17 protein-coding genes and 5 tRNA genes are annotated in these 20,218 nt (G+C 36.7%); 18 read left to right on the top strand and 4 right to left on the bottom strand.

Annotated elements, in window-relative coordinates:
* Positions 1-4: 4 nt before the first annotated feature.
* The 18 genes from rpsU to CA834_RS05830 all read left to right on the top strand — a co-directional run bounded on the left by rpsU (position 5) and on the right by CA834_RS05830 (position 15,565).
* On the top strand, positions 5-199 hold the full coding sequence (rpsU, locus tag CA834_RS05915) for a 30S ribosomal protein S21 (protein WP_094967767.1): 195 nt from the start codon (positions 5-7) through the stop codon (positions 197-199).
* A 104-nt stretch (positions 200-303) separates the two neighbouring features.
* The gene (locus tag CA834_RS05910; protein WP_094967766.1) at positions 304-1,188 is read left to right on the top strand and encodes a tyrosine-type recombinase/integrase; all 885 of its coding nucleotides are present in this window, start codon (positions 304-306) and stop codon (positions 1,186-1,188) included.
* 75 nt (positions 1,189-1,263) lie between these two features.
* Positions 1,264-1,566 (top strand): HPF/RaiA family ribosome-associated protein, encoded by a 303-nt coding sequence (locus tag CA834_RS05905; RefSeq protein WP_094967765.1) that lies wholly within the window; start codon positions 1,264-1,266, stop codon positions 1,564-1,566.
* Positions 1,567-1,678: 112 nt separating this feature from the next.
* Positions 1,679-1,752 (top strand) — tRNA-Thr (locus CA834_RS05900).
* A gap of 53 nt (positions 1,753-1,805) precedes the next feature.
* Positions 1,806-1,888 (top strand) — tRNA-Tyr (locus CA834_RS05895).
* A gap of 171 nt (positions 1,889-2,059) precedes the next feature.
* Positions 2,060-2,132, top strand: a tRNA-Gly gene (locus CA834_RS05890).
* 137 nt (positions 2,133-2,269) lie between these two features.
* A tRNA-Thr gene (locus CA834_RS05885) sits at positions 2,270-2,341 on the top strand.
* Between the two features lie 70 nt (positions 2,342-2,411).
* A complete protein-coding gene (gene tuf / locus CA834_RS05880) occupies positions 2,412-3,599 on the top strand; it encodes an elongation factor Tu (protein ID WP_094967764.1) in 1,188 nt (395 codons plus the stop codon).
* A gap of 60 nt (positions 3,600-3,659) precedes the next feature.
* Positions 3,660-3,732 (top strand) — tRNA-Trp (locus CA834_RS05875).
* Between the two features lie 43 nt (positions 3,733-3,775).
* Entirely contained in the window at positions 3,776-3,970 is a 195-nt protein-coding gene (gene secE, locus CA834_RS05870; protein WP_094967763.1) for a preprotein translocase subunit SecE, read from the top strand.
* Between the two features lie 23 nt (positions 3,971-3,993).
* On the top strand, positions 3,994-4,539 hold the full coding sequence (nusG, locus tag CA834_RS05865) for a transcription termination/antitermination protein NusG (protein WP_094967762.1): 546 nt from the start codon (positions 3,994-3,996) through the stop codon (positions 4,537-4,539).
* Between the two features lie 69 nt (positions 4,540-4,608).
* Positions 4,609-5,049 (top strand): 50S ribosomal protein L11, encoded by a 441-nt coding sequence (gene rplK / locus CA834_RS05860; protein ID WP_094967761.1) that lies wholly within the window; start codon positions 4,609-4,611, stop codon positions 5,047-5,049.
* Between the two features lie 10 nt (positions 5,050-5,059).
* Positions 5,060-5,749 (top strand): 50S ribosomal protein L1, encoded by a 690-nt coding sequence (gene rplA, locus CA834_RS05855; RefSeq protein ID WP_094967760.1) that lies wholly within the window; start codon positions 5,060-5,062, stop codon positions 5,747-5,749.
* 19 nt (positions 5,750-5,768) lie between these two features.
* Entirely contained in the window at positions 5,769-6,290 is a 522-nt protein-coding gene (rplJ, locus tag CA834_RS05850) for a 50S ribosomal protein L10 (protein ID WP_094967759.1), read from the top strand.
* A gap of 58 nt (positions 6,291-6,348) precedes the next feature.
* Positions 6,349-6,729: a 50S ribosomal protein L7/L12 gene (rplL, locus tag CA834_RS05845; RefSeq protein ID WP_094967758.1), complete on the top strand. Its 381-nt coding sequence runs from the start codon at positions 6,349-6,351 to the stop codon at positions 6,727-6,729.
* Between the two features lie 131 nt (positions 6,730-6,860).
* Positions 6,861-10,673, top strand: coding sequence for a DNA-directed RNA polymerase subunit beta (gene rpoB / locus CA834_RS05840; RefSeq protein ID WP_094967757.1), 3,813 nt, complete (start codon positions 6,861-6,863; stop codon positions 10,671-10,673).
* Positions 10,674-10,743: 70 nt separating this feature from the next.
* Complete coding sequence (gene rpoC, locus CA834_RS05835) at positions 10,744-15,045, top strand: DNA-directed RNA polymerase subunit beta' (RefSeq protein ID WP_094967756.1); 4,302 nt, start codon at positions 10,744-10,746, stop codon at positions 15,043-15,045.
* A gap of 202 nt (positions 15,046-15,247) precedes the next feature.
* Entirely contained in the window at positions 15,248-15,565 is a 318-nt protein-coding gene (locus tag CA834_RS05830; protein WP_094967755.1) for a DUF3467 domain-containing protein, read from the top strand.
* A 124-nt stretch (positions 15,566-15,689) separates the two neighbouring features.
* Here the strand turns inward: CA834_RS05830 and CA834_RS05825 are convergent, their stop codons facing one another.
* From CA834_RS05825 to CA834_RS05810, 4 genes are all read right to left on the bottom strand, one after another.
* Positions 15,690-16,010, bottom strand: a complete 321-nt coding sequence (locus tag CA834_RS05825) for a (4Fe-4S)-binding protein (RefSeq protein ID WP_240507494.1) — start codon at positions 16,008-16,010, stop codon at positions 15,690-15,692.
* A gap of 144 nt (positions 16,011-16,154) precedes the next feature.
* The gene (locus CA834_RS05820) at positions 16,155-18,032 is read right to left on the bottom strand and encodes an OmpA family protein (RefSeq protein ID WP_094967754.1); all 1,878 of its coding nucleotides are present in this window, start codon (positions 18,030-18,032) and stop codon (positions 16,155-16,157) included.
* Positions 18,033-18,971 (bottom strand): PorP/SprF family type IX secretion system membrane protein, encoded by a 939-nt coding sequence (locus CA834_RS05815; RefSeq protein WP_094967753.1) that lies wholly within the window; start codon positions 18,969-18,971, stop codon positions 18,033-18,035.
* Positions 18,971-20,218: gliding motility-associated C-terminal domain-containing protein (locus CA834_RS05810; protein WP_133085458.1), on the bottom strand; the 1,248-nt coding region annotated here is incomplete at its 5' end. The genes CA834_RS05810 and CA834_RS05815, both read right to left, overlap by 1 nt.

Genomic DNA, 20,218 nt, shown 5'->3' with positions numbered 1-20,218 from the left:
TACCATGTTAATAGTCCAGTTAAACGAAGGGGAAAATATTGAGAGAGCTTTAAAGCGCTATAAAAGAAAGTTTGACAAAACAGGTGCTAGGCGCCAACTACAAATGCGAAAGGAATTTACCAAACCTTCTGTAGAAAAAAGAAGACAACTTCAAAAAGCAGAATACATTCAGGCCCTAAGAGATAAAGAATTATCTTAACGGTAGAATTGAATGGCTTAAATCCTGTTATTATAACAGGATTTTTTTGTTTTATATCATAAGAAAGCAATCAAATAGTTATATTTAAGAAAATTCATGTAAGGTTGAGTATAACAGCATTTTCCGATTATCTATTGTTAGAAAAGAAATATTCAGAGCATACCGCTAAGGCTTATTTGAGGGATATTGAGCTATTTCAGGAATTTTTGAATGACCAGCATGATTCCATCGATGTGGTTAATGTAGATTATCCTGAAATTAGACAGTGGATTGTAACAATGGTTGAATCTGGAATTAAAAATAGATCTATTAACAGGAAAATTTCATCGCTAAATGCATATTATAAATTTTTACAGAAAGCCCAACAAATAAAAATCAATCCATTAAAACAGCACAGGGCACTTAAAGCTGCAAGGAAAATAGAATTACCATTTTCTGAGGCCGAATTGAAAAGCGTACTCGAAAACTATATTGAGATTACTGACTTTGAATCTTCAAGGGACCATCTGATAATTGATTTGTTTTATGCAACGGGCATAAGGCGTATTGAGCTGGTTAATCTTAAACTATCAGATATAGATTTTCAACGCAGACAGCTCAAGGTTCTTGGAAAGCGAAATAAAGAAAGATATATACCACTTATAGATTCGACATTACACTCCTTAAAAGTATATTTAGACTATAGGTCTAAGCTAGCTTCTATAAATGATAAGGAGTTCTTGCTCTTAACAAAGAAAGGTCTTAAAATTTATGAAACACTTGTTTACAGAATAATAAATAAGTACCTTAGTCAGGTATCTTCTAAAGCGAAATGTAGTCCTCATGTATTGAGGCACTCATTTGCGACACACTTATTAAACGGAGGTGCAGACTTAAATGCAGTAAAAGAACTTCTTGGACATACCAGTTTAGCAGCGACACAAGTTTACACCCATAGTAGTATAGCGGAATTAAAAAAAGTTTATGCTAAATCGCATCCAAGAAACTAAAGTAAGTTACTAGTCTCAACACAGTGAATTGTAACTAGTGTATTGAATTTTGATGTTTAACTTAAAAATTAAGGTATGAAAGTAAACACCCAATCTGTAAATTTCACAGCAGATAGAAAACTAATTGATTTCATTCAGAAGCGTATGGATAAATTAGATTTATTTTACGATAAAATAATCCAATCTGATGTTTATTTGAAAGTATTAAATACGAGTGACAAAGAAAACAAGATTTTTGAAGCTAAGGTGAGTGTTCCAGGTGATAGTTTTATTGTAAAAAAACAATGTAAAACATTTGAAGAAGGAGCAGATATAGCCATTGCTTCATTAGAAAGACAAATTAAAAAGCGTAAGCAAAAATTAAGGGCTAGAGCCTAGTCAAAAAAAATTCAAAAATGTTTTGAATAAAAAAATAAAACACTACATTTGCAGTCCGTTAGAAATAGCGGACTTTTTTATGGTCATTTTTTAGTGTAAAAAAGCTTTAAAAGCCGATATAGCTCAGCTGGCTAGAGCAGCTGATTTGTAATCAGCAGGTCGTGGGTTCGAGTCCCTCTATCGGCTCTTTTAAAAGTCCATTTTAGTCCGCTTTTGGATTTTTAAATTAGGACAAAATTGGGGAGATACTCAAGCGGCCAACGAGGACAGACTGTAAATCTGTTGGTTTTCACCTTCGCAGGTTCGAATCCTGCTCTCCCCACAAGCAGTTTTTAGGTAAAGATTGCCCAACATAGCTTTTAAAGAGAGGTAGAAAATTATTTGGAACTAGATTACTGTTCCTTTTGATTTGAGTCCAAACTGAAAAAAAAGCTAGTAGTATAAGTTGATTTGAAATATTGATACCATAAGAATTGAGGAAACTTAATATTATGCGGGAGTAGCTCAGTTGGTAGAGCGTCAGCCTTCCAAGCTGAATGTCGCCGGTTCGAACCCGGTCTCCCGCTCTAAAAATAAACAGTAAACTGTAAAAGTTTGTGTTTAAATAGAGCGTACAGAATAGAGGCTAGTTAGTTCTCTAGCTCTAAAATTCCTGCGAAGGCAGGAATCTCATTTAGATTAAATGAGGAAGTAAACACTTTACGCCGGTGTAGCTCAGGGGTAGAGCGTTTCCTTGGTAAGGAAGAGGTCACGAGTTCAAATCTCGTCATTGGCTCTTTTTTCTAAAAGTAGAATTAGAATTAACAATTGAACACTAATATTAAATAAGATAAATAAATTAAAACATGGCAAAGGCAACTTTCGATCGTTCAAAACCACACTTAAACATAGGTACTATTGGACACGTAGATCACGGTAAAACAACTTTAACTGCTGCTATTACTAAAGTATTAGCTGATGCAGGTTTTTCAGAAGCAAAATCATTTGATCAAATTGATAATGCACCAGAAGAGAAGGAAAGAGGTATTACAATTAATACATCTCACGTAGAATATCAAACAGCTAACCGTCACTATGCTCACGTTGACTGTCCAGGTCACGCGGATTACGTAAAGAACATGGTAACAGGTGCTGCTCAGATGGATGGTGCTATATTAGTTGTTGCTGCAACGGATGGTCCTATGCCACAAACACGTGAGCACATCTTATTAGGTCGTCAGGTAGGTATTCCTCGTATCGTTGTTTTCTTAAACAAAGTTGATATGGTTGACGATGAGGAGCTTTTAGAATTAGTAGATATGGAAGTTAGAGATTTATTAAATTTCTACGAGTATGACGGTGACAATGGTCCTGTGGTTTCAGGTTCTGCTTTAGGAGCTTTAAATGGTGAGCAAAAGTGGGTAGATACCGTATTGGAATTAATGGAAGCTGTTGATAGCTGGATTGAGGAGCCTGTTCGTGATATGGATAAGCCTTTCCTAATGCCAATTGAAGACGTATTCTCTATTACTGGTCGTGGTACTGTTGCTACTGGTCGTATAGAGACTGGTGTAGCTAAAACAGGAGATCCGGTAGAAATTATTGGTATGGGTGCTGAGAAATTAACCTCGACTATTACTGGTATCGAAATGTTCCGTCAAATATTAGATAGAGGTGAAGCTGGTGATAATGCTGGTATCTTATTAAGAGGTATTGAGAAAACTCAAATCTCAAGAGGTATGGTTATTACTAAGCCTGGTTCAGTAACACCACATGCGAAATTTAAAGCTGAGGTGTATATCTTGAAAAAAGAAGAAGGTGGACGTCACACGCCATTCCACAATAACTACCGTCCTCAGTTCTATGTTCGTACAACTGATGTAACAGGAAACATTATCCTTCCTGATGGAGTAGAAATGGTTATGCCTGGTGATAACTTAACTATTACTGTTGAGTTAATACAACCAATTGCAATGAACGTAGGTTTACGTTTCGCTATCCGTGAGGGTGGACGTACAGTTGGTGCTGGTCAGGTTACTGAAATACTGGACTAAACTATTAATTAAATCCATAATTAAGGTATCCCGAAATTCGGGATGCCTTGATTATTATTTACGGGTTTAGCTCAGTTGGTAGAGCACTGGTCTCCAAAACCAGGTGTCGTGAGTTCGAGTCTCGCAACCCGTGCAAGTAAAAAGTGGGTTATGAGTAAACCCAAAACATATATCAAATGGCAGGATTAATAACATATATAAAGGAATCATTCGAAGAGTTGAAAAACAATGTGTCATGGACACCTTGGCCAGAAGCTCAACGATTAACAGTTATTGTTGCGGTATTTTCAATTATTTTTTCTTTAGCTATTTGGGGAGTGGATACAGTTTTTAGCCGTGCGGTAAAGGCTTATTTTGAATTCATAAACTAACAACTAAACAAAAGGAAAAGAAGATGTCAGAAAAAAAATGGTATGTTGTTAGAGCCGTAAGTGGTCAAGAAAATAAAATTAAGACCTATATAGAGAATGAAATATCCAGATTAGGTTTAAAAGATTATGTAGACCAAGTCTTGGTGCCCACTGAAAAGGTAATTCAAATCCGTAATGGAAAGAAAATAAACAAAGAGAAGGTTTACTTTCCAGGATATATCATGATTCAGGCTAATTTAAGTGGGGAAATTCCTCATATCATTAAATCCATCACCAACGTTATTGGGTTTTTAGGTGAGACAAAGGGAGGGGATCCCGTACCATTAAGACAATCTGAAGTCAATAGAATGTTAGGTAAGGTTGACGAATTAGCCATTGAAGCAGATTCTAATATACCAATACCTTTTACTAAAGGAGAGACAGTTAAGGTTATTGATGGACCATTCAATGGTTTTGACGGTACCATAGAAAAGATAAATGAAGAAAAGCGCAAGCTCGAGGTAATGGTAAAGATTTTCGGAAGAAAAACACCATTAGAATTGAGTTATATGCAAGTAGAGAAATTATAATAATTGTTACAATAAAGATAGCGTACAATCTAGCTTCCAATTAGAGACATACGCACTAAACATTTAAAAATGGCAAAAGAACTAGATAAAGTAGTTAAATTACAAGTTCGGGGAGGTGCTGCGAATCCATCGCCACCGGTAGGACCCGCTTTAGGTGCCGCTGGAGTTAATATCATGGAGTTCTGTAAGCAGTTTAATGCTAGAACCCAAGATAAGCCAGGTAAAGTATTACCTGTGGTAATTTCTGTTTTCAAGGACAAATCATTTGACTTTGTAATCAAGACACCACCAGCAGCAGTGCAATTATTAGAAGCGGCCAAAGTAAAGAAAGGATCAGGAGAACCTAACCGACGAAAAATAGCTAAAGTGACTTGGGATCAAGTAAAGGCTATTGCAGAAGACAAAATGCAGGATTTAAATGCATTTACGATTGAATCAGCTATGAAAATGGTAGCTGGTACTGCAAGATCGATGGGTATCACTGTTAAAGGAGGTGAAGCTCCAAACTAAATTTTTTGAAATGGCAAGATTAACAAAAAAACAAAAAGAAGCTAGGGCTAAAGTAGATAGAAACAAAGTTTACTCTATTGAAGAAGCTTCTGCTTTACTAAAAGAAATCACATACACCAAGTTTGATGCTTCAGTAGATTTAGCAGTAAGATTAGGCGTAGATCCGCGTAAAGCCAATCAAATGGTGCGTGGTGTTGTTTCGTTACCGCATGGTACGGGTAAAGACATGAAGGTTTTAGCATTAGTGACTCCAGATAAGGAAGCCGAGGCCAAGGAAGCTGGCGCTGATTATGTTGGATTAGATGAATACTTACAAAAAATAAAAGATGGTTGGACAGATGTAGATGTTATTGTCACTATGCCAAGCATCATGGGTAAGTTGGGACCATTAGGTAGAGTACTAGGGCCAAGAGGTCTTATGCCAAACCCAAAAACTGGAACAGTTACAATGGATGTAGCAAAAGCAGTTAGTGAAGTAAAAGCAGGTAAAATTGACTTTAAGGTTGATAAAACGGGCATCGTGCACGCACCAATAGGAAAAGCATCTTTTAGTGCTGATAAATTGGTTGGAAACGCAAATGAATTGTTGACTACCTTAATGAAATTAAAACCAACAGCTGCAAAAGGGACCTATGTAAAAAGTATTTACATGTCAAGTACAATGAGCCCAAGTATTCCAATTGATACAAAAATAGGATAGTAGTTAAACTTAGATTATTATGACAAGAGAAGAAAAATCCCAAGTAATTGAAGAGTTAACTGCTCAATTAGCTGATAACGCAAATATCTATTTAACAGATATTTCTGGATTGGATGCAGCAGCTACTTCAAGACTGAGAAGGGCGTGTTTCAAATCTAATATAAAGCTATCAGTGGTTAAGAATACATTGCTTGAAAAGGCAATGGATGCTTCTGATAGAGATTTTGGCGAGTTGCCAACAACTTTAAAAGGAAACACCTCTGTAATGTACTCGGAAACAGGTAACGCCCCTGCAAAGGTTATTAAGGAGTTTCGTAAGAAATCAGAAAAACCGTTGTTGAAAGGCGCCTTTATTGAAGAGGCAGTATACATTGGCGATGATTTATTAGACACCTTAGTTGATATTAAGTCCAGAGAAGAACTTCTTGGAGAGATTGTATCATTACTTCAATCTCCTGCTAAGAATGTTATCTCAGCGCTTAAATCTGGTGGAGGAACATTAGCCGGAATTGTTAAGACATTATCTGAAAAAGAAGGGTAATTAAAATTAAAACACACTTAAAATTAAATAACACACACACATTAAAACAATAGAAAAAATGGCAGATTTAAAAGATTTCGCAGAACAATTAGTTAATTTAACTGTAAAAGAAGTTAATGAATTAGCTACTATATTAAAAGATGAGTATGGTATCGAGCCAGCCGCTGCTGCTGTTGCAGTTGCTGCAGGTGGAGGTGCTGCAGGCGGTGGAGAAGCTGCTGAAGAACAATCAGAATTTGATGTAGTATTGAAAGCTGCTGGTGGCTCTAAATTAGCAGTTGTAAAACTAGTTAAGGAATTAACTGGCTTAGGTTTAAAAGATGCTAAAGGTTTAGTTGACGAAGCACCAAGTACAATTAAAGAAGGTGTTTCTAAAGATGAGGCTGAAGCCTTAAAAACTTCTTTAGAAGAAGCTGGAGCTGAGGTTGAGCTTAAGTAAGCTAACCTTAACCTACAATATATGGTTTAGGTCTATTCCGCAATTTTTTGCGGGATAAGACTTAAACCCTTTTGTGTATATAAACGTTATATACATATTTTAGTTTTTATTTATTAAAATCTCGTTCATCAATGTTAGCAAAAAAGGCTGAAAGAATTAATTTCTCTTCTATTGTAAATAGAACAGATTACCCAGACTTTTTGGATATCCAAATTAAATCCTTCCAGGATTTTTTCCAATTAGAAACAAAGTCAGAAGAAAGAGGAAATGAAGGTCTCTATAACACCTTTATGGAGAATTTTCCAATCACGGATACTCGTAATCAATTTGTATTAGAATTTCTTGATTACTTCATTGATCCTCCAAGATATACTATTGAAGAATGTATAGAGAGAGGATTAACCTATAGTGTGCCATTAAAAGCAAGATTGAAGCTATATTGTACAGATCCTGAACATGAGGATTTTGAGACCATAGTGCAAGATGTTTATTTGGGAACTATTCCATATATGACACCTAGCGGAACCTTTGTTATCAATGGTGCTGAGCGCGTTGTTGTTTCTCAATTACATAGATCCCCTGGCGTTTTCTTTAGTCAGTCATTTCATGCCAACGGAACAAAGCTATATTCTGCAAGGGTAATTCCATTTAAGGGGTCTTGGATAGAGTTTGCTACAGATATCAATAGCGTCATGTATGCTTATATTGATAGGAAGAAAAAGTTACCGGTAACAACCTTGTTCAGGGCTATCGGTTTTGAACGTGATAAGGATATATTAGAAATTTTTGATCTTGCAGAAGAAGTTAAAGTTTCTAAAACCGGATTGAAAAAAGTAATAGGTCGTAAACTAGCGGCGCGTGTGTTGAATACATGGCACGAAGATTTTGTTGATGAGGATACGGGAGAGGTAGTATCGATTGAAAGAAACGAAATCGTTCTTGATCGCGATACAGTAATAGATAAAGATAATATTGAAGAAATCCTTGAAGCTGATGTAAAAACTATTCTATTGCATAAGGAAAGTGCACAGCAAGGGGACTATGCAATCATTCATAACACATTACAAAAAGACCCAACAAACTCTGAAAAAGAGGCTGTTGAACATATTTACCGTCAATTACGTAATGCTGAGCCGCCAGATGAGGAAACAGCTCGTGGCATAATTGACAAATTATTCTTTTCTGATCAACGCTATTCTTTAGGAGAAGTAGGTCGTTATAGAATGAACAAAAAATTAGGTCTTGATATCGGAATGGACAAGCAAGTATTGACCAAGGAAGATATTATTACCATTATAAAATATTTAATCGAGCTAATCAATTCTAAGGCTGAGATTGATGATATCGATCACTTATCCAATCGTCGTGTACGTACGGTAGGTGAGCAGTTGTCATCACAGTTTGGTGTAGGTTTAGCACGTATGGCAAGAACCATTCGTGAGCGTATGAACGTTCGTGATAACGAGGTATTTACCCCAATTGATTTAATTAACGCTAAGACCTTGTCTTCAGTAATTAATTCTTTCTTCGGTACAAACCAATTGTCTCAGTTTATGGATCAAACTAATCCATTAGCAGAGATTACGCATAAGCGTCGTTTATCGGCCCTTGGACCAGGTGGTCTGTCTAGAGAAAGAGCGGGCTTCGAGGTTAGAGACGTTCATTATACGCATTATGGGCGTTTATGTCCTATTGAAACACCAGAAGGACCAAATATTGGATTAATCTCTTCACTTTCTGTTTATGCAAAAGTAAACGCAATGGGGTTCATAGAAACACCATATCGCAAGGTTGAAGCAGGTGTTGTTGATATTAAAAATGCACCGACATATTTAAGTGCAGAGGAAGAAGAAGACATGTTAATTGCTCAAGCAACTGTTGAAGTTGATGGCAAAGGAAAGATTCAGCATGATAAGGTCATTGCTCGTCAGGAAGGTGATTTCCCAGTTATTGATCCAACTAATGTTAACTATACAGATGTTGCGCCAAATCAAATTGCATCCATTTCGGCATCTCTTATACCGTTCTTGGAGCATGATGACGCCAACCGTGCCCTTATGGGATCTAACATGATGCGTCAAGCAGTTCCTTTGTTACGTCCAGAAGCACCAATCGTTGGTACTGGGTTAGAAAGACAAGTGGCTTCAGATTCTAGAGTATTGATAAATGCAGAAGGTAATGGTGTGGTTGAATACGTTGATGCTGATAAAATAGTTATCAAATACGAACGTACGGATGAAGAAGCTATGGTAAGCTTTGATAGTGATACCAAAGAGTACCAATTAGTGAAATTCAGAAAAACTAACCAAGGAACATCTATTAACTTAAAACCTATCGTGGAGAAAGGTGATAAAGTTTCTAAAGGTCAGGTTCTTTGCGAAGGTTATGCCACTCAAAATGGAGAACTAGCTCTTGGTAGAAATATGAAAGTAGCCTTTATGCCTTGGAAAGGATATAACTTTGAGGATGCCATAGTTATTTCTGAAAAAGTGGTTCGCGACGACATATTTACATCGATTCATATAGATGAATACTCCTTAGAAGTAAGGGATACCAAATTAGGTAATGAAGAGTTAACTAATGATATTCCAAATGTTTCTGAGGAAGCTACCAAAGACTTGGATGAAAATGGTATGATTCGTATCGGTGCTGAAATTAGACCAGGAGATATCTTAATAGGTAAGATTACACCAAAAGGTGAGTCAGATCCAACACCAGAAGAGAAACTTCTTAGAGCTATATTTGGTGATAAAGCTGGGGATGTAAAAGATGCATCGTTGAAAGCATCGCCATCATTGAATGGTGTTGTAATCGATAAGAAACTTTTTGCGCGTGCTGTAAAAGATAAGCGAAAGAGAGCTCAAGATAAGGAAGACATTGAGGCATTAGAAAATGCTTATGATAAGCGTTTCGATGACTTAAAGAATATCTTAGTTGAAAAGCTTTTCGCGATAGTTAATGGTAAAACGGCACAAGGTATTTATAACGACTTAGGTGAGGAAATCATTCCAAAAGGGAAGAAGTATACCTTAAAGATGTTAAATGCTGTTTACGACTATACACATTTGACCTCTGGTAAATGGACAACAGATGACCACACTAACGAATTGGTTGCTGATTTAATCCACAACTACAAGATAAAAGAGAATGATTTGCAAGGGTCTTTAAGACGTGAAAAATTCACAATTTCTGTGGGTGATGAGTTACCAGCTGGTATAATTAAGCTTGCTAAAGTTTACATCGCTAAAAAGCGTAAACTGAAAGTAGGTGATAAGATGGCAGGTCGTCACGGTAACAAAGGTATTGTTGCTCGTATTGTAAGACAGGAAGATATGCCATTCCTTGAAGATGGAACACCAGTTGACATCGTGTTAAACCCATTAGGTGTACCATCTCGTATGAATATCGGTCAGATATATGAAACCGTATTGGGATGGGCAGGTCAGAATTTAGGAAGAACATTTGCTACACCTATTTTTGACGGAGCTTCCTTAGATCAAATTAATGAGTTAACTGATGAAGCAGGAGTTCCTAGATTTGGTCATACCTATCTTTACGATGGTGGAACAGGTCAAAGATTTGACCAAGCGGCAACTGTTGGTGTTATTTATATGATTAAGCTAGGTCATATGATTGACGATAAGATGCACGCACGTTCAATTGGTCCATATTCATTAATTACGCAACAACCTTTAGGTGGTAAAGCACAGTTTGGTGGTCAGCGTTTTGGTGAGATGGAGGTTTGGGCACTTGAGGCTTATGGAGCATCTAGTACCTTACGTGAGATCTTAACTGTAAAATCAGATGATGTTATTGGTAGAGCTAAAACTTACGAAGCTATCGTTAAGGGTGAGCCAATGCCAGAACCAGGACTTCCAGAATCCTTCAACGTACTTATGCACGAATTGAAAGGTTTAGGATTAGATATTAGATTAGAAGAATAAAAGTAGTTCGAGGTTTCAGTAAACCGTTAAACGGTTTGCTGAGTACCGAGAATCAAGACTATAACAAATTATGGCTAGAAGACAAGATAAGAATACAGTAGTGAAATTTAATAAAATTTCTATCGGTTTGGCATCACCTGAGTCCGTTTTAGCGGCGTCACGTGGTGAGGTACTAAAACCCGAAACTATTAATTATCGAACACACAAACCAGAACGTGATGGTTTGTTCTGTGAGCGAATTTTTGGTCCTGTGAAGGATTATGAGTGTGCTTGTGGTAAATATAAAAGAATACGCTACAAAGGTATTGTTTGTGACCGCTGTGGTGTTGAAGTTACAGAGAAAAAGGTACGTCGGGACCGTGTAGGGCACATTAATCTTGTGGTTCCCGTGGCACATATTTGGTACTTTAGATCGTTACCCAATAAAATTGGTTATTTGCTCGGATTACCATCTAAGAAATTAGATATGATAATCTACTACGAGCGTTATGTGGTTATTCAACCAGGTAATGCAGTAAATGCCGAAGGTGAGCCCGTTCAAAAAATGGATTTCCTTACAGAAGAAGAGTATTTAAATATTTTGGAATCTCTTCCTCAGGAAAACCAATACTTGGAAGACTCGGACCCTAACAAATTCATTGCTAAAATGGGTGCAGAGTGTCTGATTGAATTGTTATCACGAATTGATTTAGATCAATTATCTTATGATTTAAGACACAAGGCTAATAATGAAACCTCTAAGCAACGTAAAACAGAAGCGCTTAAGCGTCTTCAGGTTGTAGAAGCGTTTAGAGAGTCTAATATGAATAGGGAGAATAAGCCGGAATGGATGATTATGAAGGCCGTTCCTGTTATTCCACCAGAATTAAGACCTCTAGTTCCGCTAGATGGTGGCCGTTTTGCTACCTCTGATTTAAATGATCTTTACCGTCGTGTAATTATACGTAATAACCGTCTTAAAAGATTAGTTGAGATAAAAGCTCCAGAAGTAATTTTGCGTAATGAAAAACGTATGTTGCAAGAATCTGTAGACTCTTTATTTGACAACACACGTAAATCTTCAGCGGTTAAAACAGACTCCAACAGACCATTAAAGTCACTATCAGATTCACTTAAAGGTAAGCAGGGACGTTTCCGTCAAAACTTATTGGGTAAGCGTGTTGACTATTCTGCACGTTCTGTAATTGTCGTTGGACCAGAATTAAAATTATTTGAATGTGGATTGCCTAAAAATATGGCAGCTGAGTTATACAAACCTTTTATCATTAGAAAACTTATTGAAAGAGGTATTGTAAAGACAGTAAAGTCTGCAAAGAAAATTATAGATAGAAAAGAGCCTGTAGTTTGGGATATCTTAGAGAATGTCCTTAAAGGACACCCAGTATTACTAAACCGTGCTCCTACACTTCACCGTCTTGGAATCCAGGCTTTCCAGCCAAAGCTGATTGAAGGTAAGGCCATTCAATTACATCCATTAGTGTGTACGGCCTTTAATGCCGATTTCGATGGTGACCAAATGGCAGTACATTTACCGTTAGGTCCGGAGGCTATTCTAGAAGCTCAACTTTTAATGTTGGCATCACATAATATACTTAACCCGGCTAACGGATCACCCGTTACAGTACCTTCACAGGATATGGTTCTTGGTTTATATTACATGACTAAGTTGCGTAAAAGTGATAAGGATTATACTGTAAAAGGTGAAGGTTTAACATTCTATTCTCCTGAAGAGGTCACTATTGCTTATAATGAGAAAAAGGTTGATCTCAATGCAGGAATAAAGGTTAGAACTAAAGATTTTAATGAGGCAGGTGAATTAACTACCCAAATTATTGAAACTACAGTAGGAAGAGTACTTTTTAATGAAAAAGTGCCAGAAGCTGCGGGTTATGTTAATGAGGTGTTGACCAAGAAATCGTTAAGAGATATTATTGGGAAAATCCTTAAAGTAACTAGTGTTCCTGAAACCGCTGATTTCCTGGACGAAATAAAAACTTTAGGGTACAAATTTGCTTTTCAAGGAGGTTTGTCCTTTAGTTTAGGTGATATTATTATTCCTCAGGAAAAACAAGGAATGATCGATGCTGCCAATAAGCAAGTTGATGGTATCATGGCCAATTATAATATGGGTCTTATTACCAACAATGAGCGTTATAATCAGGTTATTGATATTTGGACTTCAACGAATGCTGAGTTAACGGAATTATCAATGAAGCGAATTAGAGAGGACCAACAAGGGTTTAACTCTGTATATATGATGCTTGATTCTGGAGCTCGTGGATCTAAAGAGCAGATTCGTCAGTTAACAGGTATGCGTGGTCTTATGGCCAAGCCAAAGAAATCTAATGCTGGTGGTGGTGAGATTATTGAAAATCCAATTCTCTCAAACTTTAAGGAAGGTTTATCTATTTTAGAATACTTTATTTCTACACACGGTGCACGGAAAGGTCTCGCAGATACAGCACTTAAAACTGCAGATGCTGGATACCTTACACGTCGTTTAGTAGATGTGTCACAAGACGTTATTGTATATGAAGAAGATTGTGGTACACTGAGAGGAATTGAAGTTTCTGCATTAAAGAAGAATGAAGAAATAGTTGAAAAACTAGAAGATAGAATCGTGGGTAGAACCTCATTAAATGATGTTTACGATCCATTAACAGAAGAATTATTAGTTCAGGCTGGTGATCATATTGATGATGTTATAGCTAAAAGAATAGGTGATTCCCCTTTGGAATCCATTGAAGTTCGCTCGCCATTGACTTGTGAGGCTAAGAAAGGGATATGTGTAAGTTGTTACGGTAGAAATCTTGCTACAGGTAAAATGGTTCAACGAGGAGAAGCTGTTGGTGTTGTAGCTGCGCAATCTATTGGAGAGCCAGGTACACAATTAACGCTTCGTACGTTCCACGTAGGTGGTATTGCAGGTAATATTTCTGAAGAGAGTAAACTTACAGTCAAGTTTGATGGAATTGCGGAAATCGAAGATTTAAAAACAGTCAAATCTAAAGATAATCAAGGAAATGACGTTGACGTAGTAATTTCAAGAACTTCTGAATTAAAGTTAGTTGATGCCAAAACTGGAATTATTCTAAGTACAAATAATATACCTTATGGGTCTCACATTTTCGTGAAGCCTGGTGCTAAAGTGAAAAAGGGTGATTTAATTTGTCAATGGGATCCATATAATGGTGTGATTATTTCTGAATTCGCTGGTAAGGTGAAATATGAGAATATTGAGCAAGGAATTACATATCAAGTTGAGATTGATGAGCAAACTGGGTTCCAGGAAAAAGTAATTTCAGAGTCTAGAAATAAGAAGTTGATTCCAACATTACTTATTGAAGATAAGAAAGGTGAAACCATTCGTTCATATAACCTTCCAGTGGGAGCTCATATTATGATTGACGACGGAGATAAAATTGATATTGGTAAAATCTTAGTTAAGATACCTCGTAAATCTGCTAAAGCCGGTGATATTACAGGTGGTCTACCGCGTGTAACAGAGTTGTTTGAAGCGCGTAACCCGTCTAATCCAGCTGTTGTAAGCGAGATTGATGGCGTCGTATCATTTGGTAAAATTAAACGTGGTAACCGTGAGATTATTATTGAGTCCAAATTAGGAGAGATTAAAAAATACCTTGTAAAATTATCTAACCAAATTCTTGTTCAAGAAAATGATTATGTAAAAGCAGGTATGCCTCTATCAGATGGCTCAATTACACCAAATGACATCTTGAATATTAAAGGGCCTTCAGCTGTTCAGCAGTATTTGGTAAATGAAGTTCAGGAAGTATATCGATTACAAGGTGTTAAAATCAATGATAAACACTTTGAGGTTGTCGTGAGACAAATGATGCGAAAAGTGAGGATTATAGATTCAGGAGATACAATTTTCTTAGAGAATCAGTTAGTCCATAAGTCTGATTTCATTGAAGAAAATGATAAGATTTTTGGAATGAAGGTCGTAGAGGACCCAGGAGAATCTGAGAACTTAAAATCAGGACAAATCATCAACCTTCGTCAGTTAAGAGATGAAAACTCTATCTTAAGAAGAGAGGATAAAAATCTCGTAACAGCGAGAGATGCACAGCCTGCAACAGCTACACCTATATTACAGGGTATTACGCGAGCTTCGCTGCAAACAAAATCCTTTATATCAGCGGCTTCATTCCAAGAAACCACGAAAGTTCTTAACGAAGCTGCCGTAAATGGTAAGATAGATACTCTTGAAGGACTTAAGGAGAACGTTATTGTTGGTCATAGAATACCTGCTGGTACAGGTGTTAGGGACTACGAGAACATTATAGTAGGTTCTAAAGAGGAGTTTGATGAAATGATGAAGGCTAAGGAAGAAATGAACTTTAATTAAATAAGACTCAGGTATAACTTGCTTTTTACGAGTTAACATAATCTGAGTTAAAATTTATCCTGAGTTAATTTCAGGGTCTCATTGGTTTGAGAATTAGTAAATTTGAAAAAGCCTTTATACAAAGTGATGTATAAAGGCTTTTTATTTTAGTAGACATAATTAATGAACTATCCATTTTCATGGAAGCTTAAACACATTTAGAATGGCAGATGAAAAAAAGAGCCCGAAAAAGGGTCAAATAAATATTGAATTAGACGAAAAAATAGCTGAAGGGATTTATTCCAACTTAGCAATTATAAACCATTCGGTTTCAGAGTTTGTAGTAGACTTTGTTAGTGTTATGCCAGGTACTCCAAAAAGTAAGGTTAAGTCTCGTATTATATTAACTCCACAACACGCCAAACGATTGTTAAAGGCACTGGGAGATAATGTAGCACGATTTGAAAAAGCGCATGGCGAAATCAAGGATTACGAACAACCTCCAATTCCATTGAATTTTGGGCCAACCGGACAAGCATAATCATGTGTTAAATCATATTCTAATTCAGTTTGAGTTGAATTATACATAGATTAACTCAAAAGAAAACCCTTTAGACTAATACCTAAAGGGTTTTCTTTTCAATTAATAACTTAAAGGATGTTTATCAAGCGACTTCCTTTTTGTGAATAAAAAACTTAAGGGCGCCAGATGGGCATTTTTGAACTTGTTTTACAATCTCTTGGGTCTCAGCTCCTTCTAGATTTATCCAAGGAATAACAGAGTGTCTGAAAACATTTGATAGTTGCTTTGCACACAAACCAGCGTTTGCACAGCATTTTGGCTCGTAGGTAACAGTAAGGGCTCCGTTACTGAAAACGTTAGCATTTTGGTCCATAATAAGTAATAGATTTGGGGTTAAATCTGTGTTTAAGGTATATTTTAAGTAGATATCTTTTTTATAAAATCGATAAAAAGCAAAAAACATCGATAAAAAGCATATTTACTAAAGGTGTATCGACGAAATACATTTGTATACTATTATGATTTATCACAATTTTAAGGATGAGTAGCTCTAAAAAGCTTTAATCTAATGCTTATCAGGGATAATCGGTGTGGACTGTTGAAGGGATTACTTAACGATTACAAATTCACACCTTCTGTTTATGGCATGCTCGTTCTCGGTGCAGTTATCGCCGCAATCTATTAGTAAACGACTTTTGCCATAACCAATAGCGGTCAACCTCGACTTCTCTATGCCGTTTGATATAATGTATTCTAAGGCAGATTGAGCTCTATTTTTAGATAATTCTAAGTTGTATTCAAAAGAACTTCTGCTATCGGTATGGGCACCTAATTGTACTTCCATCCTAGGATATTTTTTCATCAAATCTACTAGGATGTTCAAAGTATTTGCAGCCTGAGGTTTTATGTCCCATTTATCTAAGTCAAAATAAATGTTCTCTAATTCAATGTAAACATAACCGTCTTCCTTTTCCACAATTATTTCTTCAGCATCATCGTAAGATTCTAGTATTAGTTCAATGTTCAACTCAATTCGTCCAGAATCATCAGTAGAAAATTCAACCGTAGAAGGTATATAAAGTGGTCGAAAGCCTTCTATCAAATATTTGGTGTTTGGTTTTGTTCGGAATAAGTAGCGACCATCATCTCCCACTGTGACAGAATCAACGACTTTATTGTTGGCATCAAATAACCTAACAAGCGTATTCGGCAAAAGTTCTTTAGAATTTTTATCCATTACGCTTCCTTCAACAATATATGTCCTCAAATTATCCTCCCTCGTGAAAATATACATATTGTCGGTACCATCCCTGTTAGACGATATAAATCCTTTGTCAGTATTCGAATCGACTGCAAATGAAAAGTCATCAGCGTTGGTATTCAAGGTGGCTCCTAAATTCAATGGTGTATCCCAACCTACAGAATTCTTTTCAGCCATAAAAATATCTAAGCCCCCTAACCCCTGATGACCATTAGAAGCAAAATATAGAACATCATCATTGCTGTAAAATGGGAACTGCTCTCTGTATTTGGTATTTATTTTTCCACCTAAATTTATGGGGTCTCCAAATCCATCCTCTTTTAAGGTTACATAATAGATGTCAAAAGAGCCAAATCCTCCGGGCATGTCACTCGAGAAGTATAAACGATTATTATCTTCATCTAGTGATGGATGTTGTACCGAATAAAGATTACTGCAAAAAGGAAGTTCCTCTGCGGTTGACCATCCATCTTCACCTAATACACTTTTGAACAATTTTACGGTAGCAATTTTTTCTTCGTTAATTTCATAACGCTTATCATTTGTTCTAGAAAAGTACATTGTTTTTCCGTCCTTACTAATAATGGCATTACTTTCATGGGTTCTGGAATTTATAGTCTTACCAAAAGGTTCGACATTTATCAGTGTGTTGTCATCCGTTAATTCAGCTTGAAAAAGATCTAAGTAAGGCTTACCGTTCCATTTATATAGCTTTCCTTTTGCATCTCTAGTGGAAGAAAAAACGACATTTTTCCCGAAAAAGTTCATACCAAAATCACCAGGTAATCCTCCAGACTTTAATTTAGCGACCTTATAGTTATAAGGAACACCGTTCTTTAGACGGTTGACAAAATTCTTTGTATTTATTGGTTTGTCATTTAAAATACCCATTATAGAATCAGCTCTTCCAATTTGATTCATTCCATAGAGGGCATGAGCATATCTAAAATTTACGTCATCAGAGAACCCTAAAGTATCTTTACCTAAAGCTTTGTAATACGTATTTGAAGCTTTAACCATTAATCCATTATAATAATAGCAATCTCCCAATTTTACCAAGGACTCTTTAGTGTCCGCTACGTCCTCATAAATAGTTGCCGCTTCAAAATATGCACGATTTAGAAAAAGTTTGTTGGCTTTCTTTAATTTAGAACTTTGCGCCATACATAATTGACCAAGAATTAAAACCAATAAAATAATATGTCTGTGATAAGGTGCTTTCATTTAAAAGAATCTTGGTGATTTATCGTATCCTCTACCTGATTTTGATAGATCAAACAATAGCATAACTTCGTGTGTACCTGAATTAAAGCGTCCTAAATTAGATACAGTGTAATCATAAGCGTACCCTACACGTAAAGACTGAGAAATACGCAAATTAAAGAGACCACTTACTGCATCATTTACTCTATACGCCACACCTAACTCAATTTTGTCATTGAATAGGACGTTAGTGGTTAAGTCTAGTGTTAGCGGCGCGCCAGTTACTGCCTTGGCCATAAATGCCGGTTTAAGTTTCGTGTTTTCATTTAAATTGAAAACATAACCACTAGTTATGAAATAATGAATAGCTTCAGACCCTTGAGTGACAATACCGCTGTCGTCATTCAAATGTTTTGACTGCAATAGATTTGGCGCTGAAAAACCAAAATAAAATTTATCAGTAAAGTAGAAGGCACCTGTGCCTATGTTAGGAAAAACCCGACTTAAATTTTCAGCAAAAGCAGGATCAGGTAAAGGATCTGAATATACAAAGCCATTGAAATCTGTAGAAAAAAATGAAAGTCCAGCTTTAACTCCAAGAGATAATTTTGAGTTAGAGCTTATAGGAAAGACGTAGGTTAAATCAAAAAACATATTCGTGTCTTTAACAACATCACCAATTTGATCATGAACTATTGATAAGCCACCTTCTAATTTTTCGGCAATTTTTGAATGCGCAAAAAACGAACCCGTACTTGGAGCACCCACGGCTCCAACCCACTGAGCCCTATATAACAACCCAAAGTTTATAATATCTGAGTCATCTGTTGCATAAGCCGGATTTATAACACTCATATTATACATGTACTGAGTATATTGAGCATCTTGTTGTGCCATGCCTTTAAATACAACTAAAAAAAGCAGTATTATAAAAATTAGTATGTTTTTGATTTCCCCCATTACCTGCTTAAATAAACTCTACCTTGTTTTGCATCCTTTATACCATCATTAAAATCTAAAATATAAAAATAAACACCTACCGGTAAAATACCTCCACCTAAGCGATTGGTTGTTGTTGTACCATCCCAAAGAGGCGAATTAATATCACCTTCATATATTTTAATCCCATTTCTATTATAAATGCTTAGTTTAAAATTAGGATACAACTCGGCTAAATTTGTAATTAAAAATGTATCATTTATTGAATCTCCATTCGGGGAGAAACCATCGGGAATTAATAAATCTTCTTCACAAGCTCTAATAGTTACGGACACCTCTAGTCGTATAAAGCTGGAACAAGCGTTATCAGTTGTTGTAGAAGCGTAATAAGTATTACCATCTTGCAGTAACTCATCGGTGTTAAGTGGGTTCCCTCCGTCTGGTGTGGAATACCATTCAATTAAACCCGTCGTAATGATATTATTGGATAAATCTTCAATTGTGGGTTCTTCGCCAAGGCAAAAGACGTTTCCATCTGTTATAAGCTCTGGAGTTATAGTCTCAAAGATTTCAAAATTTACAGCTTGAAGTGAACTTATATCAGCACTGCAGCTAGTATTTGCATTCGCAAAATCAGTGACTATAAATTGATAAGTGCCATTTAAATTAAGAATACTCGAAGGAATTGTTAATGTTGTTTGTCCATTTATAATGGATATGATTGCCGACTCATTAACAGTGCTTGGTCCTGTGACTTCATAAGTAATCGAATAGTTACCATCAACAATAAAAGTCATATTTGATAGTAAAATATCTAAGTCTTCGCCAGAACAAATATTAGGAATACTTATTAGTAGACCATTGATATCTGGGTTTTCTACAAAACTAACATTAACTTCAGATGTGTCAGTGAGATTACAAGCTCCTTGTTCGACAGTATAGGTATAGGTTCCCGGTGGGTCTACGGCCGGGTCGAACAGTCCCGAACCGCTGGCAAGGGCAGGCGACCAAGTCCCTCCGGTCTCGGGCGAGCCGCCGAGGCTGTTGAACAGGTCGAATGTGGTCGTATCGCCCTGGCATATCTCCAACGTACCGTCGGTACCTGCGGATGGCGGCGCCAATATGTCAACGGTGACCGATGCCGAGGCGTCTGGGCACACGGTGTTTGCGGAAGGTACGGTATAGGTATAGGTTCCCGGTGGGTCGACGGACGGGTCGAACAGTCCCGAACCGCTGGCAAGGGCCGGCGACCAAGTCCCTCCGGTCTC

Origin of the sequence: Winogradskyella aurantia (genome assembly GCF_002266855.1) — a bacterium.
Classification (GTDB): domain Bacteria; phylum Bacteroidota; class Bacteroidia; order Flavobacteriales; family Flavobacteriaceae; genus Winogradskyella; species Winogradskyella aurantia.
Note: the sequence above shows the minus strand (reverse complement) of the source record. Positions and strands in the feature narration are given on the sequence as shown.